Source organism: Pedobacter agri PB92, assembly GCF_000258495.1.
Taxonomy (GTDB): Bacteria; Bacteroidota; Bacteroidia; order Sphingobacteriales; family Sphingobacteriaceae; genus Pedobacter; species Pedobacter agri.
In genome coordinates this window covers 1-12,441 of the sequence record NZ_AJLG01000145.1, presented here as the reverse complement: position 1 = coordinate 12,441, position 12,441 = coordinate 1, and the positions used below count along the sequence as shown (strand labels likewise).

Below are 12,441 nucleotides of genomic sequence, written 5' to 3'. Positions count from 1 at the left end.
ACTTTTCTAGCTTTCAACTTCTAACTTTCAGCTTTCAACTTCCCAACTTTCAGCTTTTCACTCCGAACTGTAACCTCACTGTCTCATTTTTTAAACAATTTACTAGATAAGGCCGTATTTAGTTAGATTTGCAAATCATTTAACAACACAGTGAAGAAATTAACCATCGGAACACGCGGTAGCGAACTTGCATTATGGCAGGCTAATCACATTCAAAGTGAATTGGCGGCAATTGGAATTGAAGCGGAAATTAAAATTATTAAAACGCAGGGTGATAAAATCCTGAATTTACGTTTAGATAAATTGGAAGGAAAAGGCTTTTTTACCAAAGAATTGGAAGAAGAACTTTTGGCTGGTACAATCGATTTAGCGGTTCACTGCTTAAAAGACTTGCCAACTACGCATCCTGCCGGCTTAACAATAGCTGCGATTCCTCCACGCGAAGAGGCAACTGAATATCTGTTGATTTTAAAAGATTGTGTTGATGTTTCTCAAAAGCTTTCTTTAAAAAAAGGCGCAATGGTGGGTACATCATCAAACAGAAGAAAAGCCCAGCTCTTAGGCTTACGTTCTGATTTGGAAATCGAAGATTTACGAGGAAACGTTCCCACCCGTATCCAAAAACTGCGTGATGAAGACTACGATGCGATTATGCTGGCAAAAGCTGGTATTAAACGTTTAGGCTTAGATGTTAGCGAATTTCATGTTGAGGAATTAGAGCCAACTGAATTTGTTCCGGCCCCAGCTCAAGGTGCTTTGGCCATTCAAATCAGGGAAAATGATACCGAGCTTTTCGATGCGCTGCAAAAACTTCACGACCCGGCTACAGCAGAAGAAGTTGGGGTAGAACGCAAAGTTTTGAATCTTTTTGAAGGTGGTTGTCACATGCCTTTAGGTTGTTATTGCAAGAAAGAAGATAATGAATTTGAAGTATGGACTTCAAAAGCTGAAACAGCTGATGATTTTCCTGAGCGCTTGTTTTTACGTTCAGAAACTACCGCGGGTTTAGCTGAAAAAATCGTTGCTAAATTTGATAAAACACGCAAAAAGCCCGCAAAGGTTTTTATTTCCCGGGAAATTGGCGAGCACAGCTACTTCCGCAAAGCTTTAGAAAGTAATAATATAGAAATTGAAGGCAGGTCGTTAATTCGCACTTTTCCTATTGTTACCGTTTTAGACCAGTTTATTCTAAAAAATATTGACTGGATTTTCTTCAGTAGCAGAAACAGTGTAGAATATTTCTTCAATTTAAAGCCTCAGTTACCAAAGAAAACACAATTTGGTGTAGTGGGTAGAGGTTCTGAAGATGCCTTACGTAAGTTCAATCATTTCGCCGATTTTGTTGGCGCAAGTGGCGATATTTCGGAAGTTGCTGAAGATTTCGCAAAGTTGGTTTCAGGGAAGAATGTACTGTTTCCTAGAGCACAGGATTCGCTGCAATCGATACAAAAATCATTACCGGGTGACGCAAAGGTTATCGATTTGCCAATTTACGAAACGGTAATTGAAGAAAATATCGACCAGAGTTATGCTGATGTTTTAATCTTTACCAGTCCATCAAACGTGGATGCTTATTTTGCTGATAATTTATTAGAACCCGGTCAGCAGGTGATTGCCATCGGTAATTCTACAGGGAAGAAGTTCGATGAAATGGGCGTGAAGTATACTTTACCTTATTCACCTGATGAAATCGGATTATCTGAGGCAGTTTTTGGAATAGAAATTAAATAGAGGTTGAAGGTTTAAAGGTTTAAGGTGGAGGGTTTGGGAGCAGAAGGATAAAGCTGAAAGACCAAAGACTCAAGCGAAAAGCAAGACCCCATCGTCATTGCGAGGTACGAAGCAATCTTAAAGCGTTGCGTTTTATAATTGCGAAAGTAGCAGGACTGCATAGCAATGACCTAACAGAGCTAAACCCGATTGAAGTGGAAATACTTTTTGTCGCAGGTCTTCGACAGGCTCAGACTGACAACAGCAAAAAGATTGAAACGAAAAGCGGGACTACGATAACCTAAGAATTACTGGAATTGCTTTTCAGAATAAAATATTAGATAATGTTTCGTGAAGAAACGAACCATGGCGCTCATAAAAATAATACTCAAGTCTTGATACTTGATACTATATACTTGATACTAAAAAAATGTTACATCGTCCGAGAAGATTGAGGAAAAACCCGTTGGTTAGAGAGATGGTAGCCGAAACCCGACTATCGAAAGATATGTTTGTGTACCCTTATTTTGTGGTGCCAGGAACGAATGTTACGCATGCCATTGATGCCATGCCTGGTGTTAACCACTATTCGGTTGATACTTTGGTTAAAGATGTAGAAGCTGGAATGAAAAAAGGCTTGAATAAAATCATGCTTTTTGGTGTTGGTGATGAAAAATCAGCGGATGCTAAATCTGCTTATCACGACCATTCGTTGGTACCCACTGCTGTTCGTGAATTGAAAAAACAATTCGGGGAAGATTTATATGTAGTTACCGATGTTTGTGTTTGTTCATATACGAATCACGGTCATTGCGGAATCATGGAGAACGATTACGTTCAGAATGATAAAACCGTTGACGTAATTGCAAAAATGGCTTTAACACATGCACAGGCCGGGGCAGACATGTTTGCACCATCAGACATGATGGATGGCAGGATTAAAGTGATGCGTAATCTATTGGATGAAAATGGTTTCGTAAACGCGGCCATCATGAGTCACGCCACGAAGTTTGCATCAGCTTATTACGGTCCGTTTAGAGAGGCTGCCGATTGTGCGCCAAGCAAAGGTGATAGAAAAGCCTACCAGATGGATTTCAGAAATCCGCTGGAAGCTTTACGTGAAGCACAATTGGATGAACAGGAAGGTGCAGATGTACTAATGGTAAAACCAGGTTTAGCTTACCTGGATATCATTCAGCGTTTAAAGCAAGACACGAATTTGCCCATTGCGGTTTACAATGTTTCGGGTGAATATTCGATGGTTAAGGCAGCAGCAGAACGTGGCTGGATTGATGAACAAAAGGTAGTGATGGAAACGATGCATGCCTTTGCCAGAGCAGGAGCAAGCATAATTACTACTTACCACATTAAAGATATTTTAAATAACGATTGGATGTAATTTGAGCTGAAAGCTTAAAGCAAAAAGACCAAAGCCACGTTATAACGCTTTACTTTTCGCTTTAAGCATTAGTCTTTCAGCTTTAAGCTTAATAAAAATGTTAGATTCATTAAAGAAAATGTTTTCAGGCAATGAGGCCGATGTTCCGGTAAATACTGGAAGTAAACCTGATATTTCGAGGGTTAAATCTGCGGAGTTGTATGAGAAATCAAAAACGTATTTCCCCGGAGGCGTAAACTCACCCGTTAGGGCTTTTAAATCTGTTTATGGTATACCACTTTTTATTGAAAAAGGTGATGGGTGCTATATCTGGGATGCTGATGGAAACCAGTTTATCGATTTCTGTGGAAGCTGGGGTCCATTGATTTTAGGTCATAACAACCCTAAAATTCGGGAGAAAGTTACTGAGGTTATGCAGAACGGAATGAGCTTTGGTGCACCTACAGCCTTAGAGAATGAACTGGCAGAATTGATTATTAAAAACAATCGTTTCGTAGAAAAAATTCGTTTTACCAGTTCTGGTACTGAAGCGGTAATGTCGGCGATTCGTTTGGCAAGAGGATTTACTGGCAGAGATAAAATATTAAAGTTCGAAGGTTGCTACCATGGTCACAGTGATTCGCTTTTAGTAAAAGCGGGTTCGGGTTTGGTTACATTTGGCGAAACTTCTTCTGCTGGTGTGCCAAAATCTTTTGCTGAGGAAACGATTGTGATTCCTCTAAATGATAAAACGGCTATTGAACAGGCTTTTGCTCAATTTAAAGACCAGATTGCTGCGGTAATTATTGAGGGTATTCCTGCTAATAATGGTCTCATTATGCAGGATGAAGAATACATTCACTTCTTGCGTAAAATCTGTACGGAAAATAATTCGCTTTTAATTTTTGATGAGGTAATTACCGGTTTTAGAGTTGGTTTTGAGGGCGCTGCTGCATATTATGGCATCACACCAGATATCGTAACCTATGGCAAAATCATTGGTGGTGGTTTGCCTGTAGGCATGTACGGAGCGTCTGCAGAAATAATGGCGCATATTTCACCTGATGGCGGCGTTTACCAGGCTGGTACATTATCTGGTAATCCTGTAGCGATGGCTGCGGGTATTGCAACGTTGACAGAACTTAATAAATCTGGTTTTTATAAAGATTTAAATAACAAAACTCAGGATTTTGTGGCGAGTATTCAACGTTTTGCTACCGCAAGAAATTATAAATTTAAGGTGTTTACGGTTGGCTCAATTTTCTGGTTTGCATTTACAGATAAGGATAAAATTCAATCGGCAGATGATATTGATGCAAGCAGCATGGAGAAATTCAAAGTGATGCACCGTGAATTGTTGAATAGAGGAATTTATTTAGGCCCGTCGGGATATGAGGTTGGTTTCGTATCTTCAGCACACACAAAAATAGAATTGGAAAAAGCGAAGCGGGCAATTTTTGAAGCGCTGGATTTGGTGTTTAAGAAGTAATTTTACCATATAAGACATACCTGCCTGCAGTCGGCAGGTAAAAAATTATGAGCTCGCCAAGTCGTCATTGCGAGGAACGAAGCAATTTTTAAGCTCTGGTTTGTAAAATAGCGATGGTGTGGGATTGCTTCCCCGAAATGTCGGGGCAGGCTGTGCCTCGCAATGATGGAAGCATGATGAAACATTGCCCAATTATTGGGAGCCTGGGGTGGTTTTTTAATTTCTTTCAGAAGCCTAAGTTCCCTAAACCCGATTGAAGCGAAACTACTTTTTGATGTAGGTCTTCGACAAGCTCAGACTGACAATCGCAAAAAGATTGAAGCAAAAAGCGGGACTGAAATAACCAAAATGAACAGGAATTTGCTTTCCAAATAATATAATTTAGTAATAAGAAGTACTTTGTTATCCTTTTAAACACAAATGAAAAAATCCATTATCATATTTTACGCCTTATTGCTTTACGCTTTAATCCAGCTTATATCATGGGGGACTTTGGTGGTGCGTTTGCAGCCTAGCCGCATGACGATGATTATGGGAGAGGGCTCTGTGTTTTTATTCTTGCTTTGCATTGGTGGTTATTTTTTGCACCAATCGTTAAAACGGGAAGATAAATTAAGGGAGCAGCAACAGAATTTTTTAATGTCGATTACACATGAGTTGAAATCGCCTTTGGCTGCGATAAAACTTTCCATCCAAACCATTGTTAAAAGAGATTTGGATAAAGCACGGCAGGTTTCGTTGTTAAACAATTCTTTAAAAGATATTGAGCGTTTGGACGATTTGGTTGAAAATATGCTGCTGGCGACAAAAATTGAAAACCGTTCTTACACTTTTCCGAAAGAGGAATTTAATTTTTCGGAACTGGTTTATAAAATTACGGATCGGCTACAGGTTCATTCATGTGGGAATGAACAATTGATAAATGCTCAAATTCAGCCAAATTTGCAGATCATGGGTGACAAATTTGCCTTATCGTCAGTTGTGACGAATTTGATAGAAAATGCGGTAAAGTATTCCAGCCCTTGTGACGAGATTAATGTGCTTTTAGATAGGGTTGACGGACATATTCAGCTAAGTGTGATTGATAAAGGACCAGGTATTTCAGATGCCGAAAAAATGTTGATATTTGATAAGTTTTACCGCGTTGGTAATGAGAATGTCAGGAAAGCGAAAGGAACAGGTTTAGGCTTGTTTATTGTGAAAGAGGTTTTACAATACCATGATGCAGATATTACAGTAAAAGACAATTTGCCTCAAGGAAGTATTTTTGAAGTAACATTTAGTTAATCTCAATTATGTCACAAAAATTAAGAATTCTATTGGTTGAAGACGAGGACCACTTGTTGGATGCTATTAAATTAAACCTCGAACTTGAGGGTTATAAAGTTCACGCCGTTAAAGATGGCAAAACCGCTCTTAAAATATTTAAAGAAGAACGTTTCAATCTAATCGTTTTAGATGTGATGTTGCCGGAAATGGATGGTTTCCAGGTTTGCGAAACGATTCGTTTAGAAAATGCAGAAGTTCCGATTATGTTTTTAACCGCTAAAAATACATCAGAAGATCGTGTATTAGGTTTGAAAAAAGGTGCTGATGATTATTTAGTTAAACCTTTCAATTTAGAAGAGCTGATTCTTCGCGTGGGTATTTTAGTTAAACGCAGTTTAAAATCTGATGATTTAAAAGAATTAAACTCTTACAAAATTGGTGATAAAACAATCTATTTTAACTCTTTTGAATTAAAACATGATGATGGAACAATTACACCTTTAACCAAGAAGGAAACGATGTTGTTAAAGCTTTTAATTGAGCGTAAAAATGATGCCGTTTCTCGTGAGCAGATTTTAGAAACGGTTTGGAATTATGATGTGTATCCATCAACCAGAACGATTGATAATTTCATCTTAACGTTCCGTAAATATTTCGAACCAGATCAAAAAAATCCAGTTTATTTCCATTCCATTCGTGGTGTAGGCTATAAATTTACAGATAGTCATTAATGTACAATAGTCTAGGCAGGTATGCATTGATGGCCGTTTTCCTACTGGCTGCACTGGTATGCGTGTTTTTCACCCAATATGAGTTGGCCACTGTGGCCGGCTTTTTATTTGTCTTTGTTATCTGGAGTCATTTCAGGCACAGTTCTGTTTTAATGGCTTCTAAATATTTTAAGAATAATGAGTTTGGAAAAGCAAAGCTGATGCTGGCCGAAGTACCCAACCCTGAAAGATTATCGAAAAATCGTAGGGGTTATTATGAGTTTATGCAGGGAAATATAGCTTTGAAAGAGGAAGACTACGAAAAGGCTGAATATCATTTTCAGCTGGCCAGTCGTTTTCCTGTTGGAGGTAAAAATGAGAAGTCGTATGTACTCATCCATTTGGCCAATCTCGCTCTACGACGAAAAGATAAAGAACGGGCAGAAGTTTATGTTGTAAAAGCTAAAGAACTTTCAGAATCTTCACGCTCTAAAGACATTATCGCCAAAATAGAAAGAGAAATAAGCAAATTATAATATTCGTATTGTCATTTTGAGAAACGAGGCACCGCTTTAGGAATAAAAAGGTACTTCGTTTTTTTTTTATTTATACCTTTGCGCAATTAAAATTTATCCATACGTCATCAGTATGACGAATAAAAGGGGTAGCAACAACAAATCATGAAGAATAATTTATTTTTAGACGCAGCATTTTCTAAACAAACAGAACGCCCACCCGTGTGGATGATGCGTCAGGCAGGTCGTTTTATGCCACAATATTGGGAGATTAAAAACAAGTACTCTTTTTTAGAGATGTGTAAAACTCCAGAAATTGCTGCAGATGTAACGATGCTTCCTGTTGATTTGTTGGATATTGATGCGGCGATTTTATTCTGCGATATTTTGGTAACTGGCGAGGCGATGGGTGGCGATTTGAGTTTCACTCAAGGTGTTGGGCCGAAGTTTGCAAACCCTGTGCGTAATGCGCAAGATATCGAAAACTTAAATGTTGATTGTTTGGATGAATTACAATATGTTGCTGATGCGATTAAGGTGATTCAACAACGTTTAGATGGAAGTATTCCTTTAATCGGTTTTGCTGGTGCGCCTTTTACGGTAATGAGTTATTTAATTGAAGGAGGTTCTTCCAAAGATTTTAAATTAACCAAACTTTTTATTCATAACCAACCTGAATTAGCACATAAGCTTCTGGCTAAAATTGCTAAAGTAACGGCTGATTATTTAAATCTACAGATTGCTGCGGGAGTGAATGCCGTTCAGATTTTCGATAGCTGGGCGTTGGCATTGTCTTGGAATGATTACCAGGAATTCTCACACCGTTATATCCAGGAAATTATTGCGAATTTAAATAGAAAAGATATTCCGGTAATTTCTTTCTGTAAAGGAAGTTCGGTTTTTGCACCAATTATGGCCGAGGCAAAGCCTGATGTTATTTCTGTTGATTGGAATGCAGATTTATTGAACATTAAAAATGCTTTGCCAAAAGGTATTGCTGTTCAGGGGAATTTAGACCCACACATTTTATACGCTGACAAGGCTGTAATAAAAGCACAAATTCATAAATTATTTGAGCGTATGCGTGGCACTGAGGGTTTTATCTTCAACTTAGGTCATGGTATTATGCCAGATATTCCTTTTGATAATGTGAAGTACGCAATTGATGTGGTAAAGGAATTTAGGTATTAATCCCCTAAATCCCCTAAAGGGGACTTGAACAGCGAGCGTAAATTCTAGAGACAATGATCGAAACCCTACAGCCGTATTATTATTATTTTGTTGCAGTACACATTGTATTTGTAATTAGCTGGATGGCGGGTTTATTTTATATTTTAAGTCTTTTTATTTACCACACGGAAGCTAACGACAAACCAGAACCCGAGAAAAGTATTCTCGTGAATCAGTTTACGAAGATGGAAGCTACATTATGGAAAATCATTGCTACACCTGCAATGATTATCAGCGTTTTGGCTGGGGTTTCTATGCTCACATTACATCCAATGTTATTACAAATGCCCTGGATGCACGTTAAGCTTGGTTTTGTAGTGGGTTTGCTCATCTATCATTTTATTTGCCAAAACATCGTTAAGCAGCTAAAAAGAGGTGAGTTTAAGTTAAGTAGTTTTCAGCTCCGTTTGTGGCGTGAGTTAGCTACCATTTTCATGATTGCCATTGTGTTTATCGTAATTTTAAAAAGTGCCATCAATTGGATTTACGGTTTGATTGGCATCATGGGCGTTGCGATGGCGATTATGATTGCAGTGAAGTTGTATAAGAATTACAGGTTGAAAAATAAGCTTAAAGAGTAAAGCAAAAAGATCAAAGTTAACAGAAAGAAAGTTCTTTGTTTCCCTTGCGTCAACTTGTATTCAATTCTTGATACTTGATATGCGCTGCTTTACACTTTACGAAAAAACTATCCTAAATTTGGGCTATAAAAACCAAGCACATGTTTACAAACACAGGTCTTAGAAAGGCCTTACTATTCATATCATTTCTTTTTAGTTCCTATCTCGCCTCTGCACAGTTTAACCAATCTGCTTTAGAGAACAGGATCCGCCCGGATAGCAGTTTAATAAATGAAGTTCATTTTAATTTTTACAACTTCAACTACGTCCGGAACTACGAATACACCAATGATTTCCACGACGGTTATACTTTGTATGGAACACAGTTGCAGCCGCAAATTGTTTATTATGCACATCCAAATTTGGCCATAGCCGCAGGTGCTTTTATCCGAAAAGATTTTGGTCGAAACGGAATCACGGATGCAAAACCATTATTTAGTTTAAAATATCACAAACGCAATTTAACTTTGATTTTCGGTAGTCTGGAGGGTGGCATTCAACATAAATACATCGAACCACTTTACAACTTCGAAAGAACAATTACCAATCCGATAGAATATGGAACGCAGCTATTGGTTGAACGAAAGAACTTTAATTTAGATGCCTGGATTGCCTGGCAGAAAATGATTGATAAAGGTGAAGCCGCAAAAGAAGAAATTGTTGGAGGTTTATCTACCGAAACTACAATTGCCGAAAATAATGGCTGGAAATTTAGTTTGCCCGCACAGTTTTTAGCTTTCCATCAAGGTGGACAAATTGATGTGTTAAAGGAGATTCCGATTAGTACAGTTTTAAATGGTGCGGCTGGATTGAAATTGCATAAGGAAATTAATACCAATATTAAACAAGTTTATACTGATAACTATATTGCGGTTTATAAAGATTTATCTCCAGATAAAAGGAGAGCCTACGAAGGTGGTTTTGGTCTTTGGTTAAATGCCGGTGTAGAAAGTAAGTGGGGCAGTTTAGTCGCTTCTTACTGGAAAGGAAATAACTTCATTTCGATTAAAGGTATGCCGTTATACGAATCAGTTTCAAGTAATTTATATACCAATGGGTTAAAGCAGAGCGGCCGAAATATTGTTTCGCTACGTTACGCTTACCAAAAAGAATTAATTCCGCACTTATACCTCGATGTTCGTTTTGAACCGCACATTGATTTGGATCATACCGATAAACAACTTCAGTTTAATCACTCTATTTTTCTTTACATACAAGCAAGATTTTAGGTTGTTTAAAGTAAAGAAGTCAAATTAACCTAACCAATGTTTTGCCAGCATTAACCTTAAACCGTCATAGTTCAAAAAAAAAGTTTTCCTTTAACTAAGTACTAAATCTTTACTCAGTTGGAAAGGACCTAAAATTGGTTAGGTTGATGATTTCTTTCGCATGTTAGGCCTTTTCGCACATTCACTTATTTGACATCTCCTCCGTTTCTGTCATGCTGTCAGTAAACTATTGCCTTGTTTTTTACATTTTATCAGTCTTTTAGGTATATTTTCTGCCAAAAACCAATTGGCACAAGCATTGTTTAATAGGAGTAGAAATTATAATACTTAAAAAGAGAAAATAAAATACAATGGGAAAAATTATTGGAATAGACTTAGGAACAACAAACTCTTGCGTAAGCGTAATGGAGGGCAATGAGCCTGTAGTTATTGCGAACAGTGAGGGTAAACGTACTACACCGTCTATTGTTGCTTTTGCAGAAAACGGTGAGCGTAAAGTTGGCGAGCCTGCTAAACGTCAGGCTATAACCAACCCAACAAAAACGATATATTCGATTAAACGCTTTATGGGTAACAGCTACGACGAAAGTGCGAAAGAAGCTGGACGTGTACCTTATAAAGTTGTTAAAGGTGATAACAATACACCTCGTGTAGAAATCGACGACAGAAAATATACTCCACAAGAGATTTCTGCAATGATTCTACAAAAAATGAAAAAAACTGCTGAAGATTTCTTAGGTCAGGAAGTTACTGAAGCGGTGATTACTGTACCAGCTTATTTTAATGATGCACAACGTCAGGCTACGAAAGAAGCTGGCGAGATTGCAGGTTTAACTGTAAAACGTATCATTAACGAGCCAACTGCAGCTGCTTTAGCTTATGGTTTAGATAAAGCGCACAAAGACATGAAAATTGTTGTGTTTGACTGTGGTGGTGGTACACATGACGTTTCTGTTTTAGAATTAGGTGATGGTGTTTTCGAAGTAAAATCTACTGATGGTGATACACACTTAGGTGGCGATGACTTTGACCACATTATTATCGACTGGTTAACCAGCGAATTCAAAGCTGAAAACAACATGGATCTAGCTAAAGATCCAATGGCATTACAACGTTTGAAAGAAGCTGCTGAGAAAGCTAAAATTGAGTTATCAAGCACAACTTCAACTGAAATTAACTTGCCATACATTACTGCTGATGCGAGCGGCCCGAAACACTTGGTACGTACATTATCACGTGCTAAATTTGAGCAATTAGCAGATAGTTTAATCAAACGTACTATCGAACCTTGTAAATCTGCTTTGAAAAATGCTGGTTTAAGCACAAGCGATATCGATGAAATTATCTTAGTAGGTGGTTCAACTCGTATTCCTGCAATTCAGGATGCTGTTAAAGCTTTCTTCGGTAAAGAACCAAGTAAAGGTGTTAACCCTGATGAGGTTGTAGCAATTGGTGCTGCTATTCAAGGCGGTGTGTTAACTGGTGATGTGAAGGATGTATTGTTATTAGACGTTACGCCTTTATCATTAGGTATCGAAACTATGGGTGGTGTGATGACTAAATTAATCGAGTCTAACACAACAATCCCAACTAAAAAATCGGAAACTTTCTCAACTGCAGCTGATAACCAACCTTCAGTAGAAATCCATATTTTACAAGGTGAGCGCCCAATGGCTGGTCAAAATCGTACAATTGGTCGTTTCATTTTAGATGGTATTCCACCAGCACCTCGTGGTGTGCCTCAGGTAGAAGTATCTTTTGATATTGATGCAAACGGTATTTTACATGTAAGTGCAAAAGATAAAGCTACTGGTAAAGAGCAAAAAATCCGTATCGAAGCATCTTCAGGTTTAACTGATGCTGAGATCAAAAAAATGAAAGAAGAAGCTGAAGCTAATGCTGCAGATGATGCTAAGCAAAAAGAAGAAGCTGATAAAATCAACGGAGCTGATGCTTTAATTTTCTCTACTGAGAAACAATTAAAAGAGTTTGGTGATAAATTATCTGCTGATAAAAAAGCACCAATCGAAGCTGGTTTAGAGAAATTAAAAGCAGCACACGGTGCTCGTAACTTCGCAGATATCGATGCGGCACAAGCTGAATTGCAAAATGCATGGAATGCAGCATCTGAGGAAATGTACAAAGATGGCGGTCAGCCTCAAGGTGGTGAACAACCACAAGCTGATGGTCAGCCTCAAAGTGGCGGTGATAACGTTACTGATGTTGATTTCGAAGAGGTAAAAGAAGAGAAATAGTTTTTAGTCGGAAGACCGAAGATTAAATATAAAAAG

10 protein-coding genes are annotated in these 12,441 nt (G+C 38.1%); all 10 read left to right on the top strand.

All coding sequences use genetic code 11. The annotated features are described in order from the left end of the window. The first annotated feature begins 150 nt into the window (after positions 1 to 150). Positions 151 to 1,731 (top strand): hydroxymethylbilane synthase, encoded by a 1,581-nt coding sequence (gene hemC / locus ON09_RS17990; protein ID WP_010602459.1) that lies wholly within the window; start codon positions 151 to 153, stop codon positions 1,729 to 1,731. Positions 1,732 to 2,140: 409 nt separating this feature from the next. Continuing rightward, entirely contained in the window at positions 2,141 to 3,109 is a 969-nt protein-coding gene (gene hemB, locus ON09_RS17985; protein ID WP_029204440.1) for a porphobilinogen synthase, read from the top strand. A 97-nt stretch (positions 3,110 to 3,206) separates the two neighbouring features. Beyond that, on the top strand, positions 3,207 to 4,577 hold the full coding sequence (hemL, locus tag ON09_RS17980) for a glutamate-1-semialdehyde 2,1-aminomutase (protein ID WP_010602457.1): 1,371 nt from the start codon (positions 3,207 to 3,209) through the stop codon (positions 4,575 to 4,577). Between the two features lie 420 nt (positions 4,578 to 4,997). Beyond that, a complete protein-coding gene (locus ON09_RS17970; RefSeq protein ID WP_010602456.1) occupies positions 4,998 to 5,864 on the top strand; it encodes a sensor histidine kinase in 867 nt (288 codons plus the stop codon). Between the two features lie 8 nt (positions 5,865 to 5,872). After that, a complete protein-coding gene (locus ON09_RS17965; protein ID WP_010602455.1) occupies positions 5,873 to 6,577 on the top strand; it encodes a response regulator transcription factor in 705 nt (234 codons plus the stop codon). After that, the gene (locus tag ON09_RS17960) at positions 6,577 to 7,092 is read left to right on the top strand and encodes a tetratricopeptide repeat protein (protein ID WP_010602454.1); all 516 of its coding nucleotides are present in this window, start codon (positions 6,577 to 6,579) and stop codon (positions 7,090 to 7,092) included. Before ON09_RS17965 ends, ON09_RS17960 begins: the two co-directional genes overlap by 1 nt. A 144-nt stretch (positions 7,093 to 7,236) precedes the next feature. Further along, positions 7,237 to 8,262, top strand: a complete 1,026-nt coding sequence (gene hemE, locus ON09_RS17955) for a uroporphyrinogen decarboxylase (protein WP_010602453.1) — start codon at positions 7,237 to 7,239, stop codon at positions 8,260 to 8,262. 53 nt (positions 8,263 to 8,315) lie between these two features. Beyond that, positions 8,316 to 8,882: a CopD family protein gene (locus ON09_RS17950; protein ID WP_010602452.1), complete on the top strand. Its 567-nt coding sequence runs from the start codon at positions 8,316 to 8,318 to the stop codon at positions 8,880 to 8,882. A gap of 140 nt (positions 8,883 to 9,022) precedes the next feature. Continuing rightward, entirely contained in the window at positions 9,023 to 10,150 is a 1,128-nt protein-coding gene (locus ON09_RS17945) for a hypothetical protein (RefSeq protein ID WP_010602451.1), read from the top strand. 350 nt (positions 10,151 to 10,500) lie between these two features. After that, complete coding sequence (dnaK, locus tag ON09_RS17940) at positions 10,501 to 12,405, top strand: molecular chaperone DnaK (RefSeq protein ID WP_010602450.1); 1,905 nt, start codon at positions 10,501 to 10,503, stop codon at positions 12,403 to 12,405. The last annotated feature ends 36 nt before the right edge of the window (positions 12,406 to 12,441 follow it).

Bases quoted from the DNA above. Each gene is read 5' to 3' on its own strand.
- hemB (WP_029204440.1), top strand. From the start codon at position 2,141: ATGTTACATCGTCCGAGAAGATTGAGGAAAAACCCGTTGGTTAGAGAG.
- hemL (WP_010602457.1), top strand. From the start codon at position 3,207: ATGTTAGATTCATTAAAGAAAATGTTTTCAGGCAATGAGGCCGATGTT.
- ON09_RS17970 (WP_010602456.1), top strand. From the start codon at position 4,998: ATGAAAAAATCCATTATCATATTTTACGCCTTATTGCTTTACGCTTTA.
- ON09_RS17965 (WP_010602455.1), top strand. From the start codon at position 5,873: ATGTCACAAAAATTAAGAATTCTATTGGTTGAAGACGAGGACCACTTG.
- ON09_RS17960 (WP_010602454.1), top strand. From the start codon at position 6,577: ATGTACAATAGTCTAGGCAGGTATGCATTGATGGCCGTTTTCCTACTG.
- hemE (WP_010602453.1), top strand. From the start codon at position 7,237: ATGAAGAATAATTTATTTTTAGACGCAGCATTTTCTAAACAAACAGAA.
- ON09_RS17950 (WP_010602452.1), top strand. From the start codon at position 8,316: ATGATCGAAACCCTACAGCCGTATTATTATTATTTTGTTGCAGTACAC.
- ON09_RS17945 (WP_010602451.1), top strand. From the start codon at position 9,023: ATGTTTACAAACACAGGTCTTAGAAAGGCCTTACTATTCATATCATTT.
- dnaK (WP_010602450.1), top strand. From the start codon at position 10,501: ATGGGAAAAATTATTGGAATAGACTTAGGAACAACAAACTCTTGCGTA.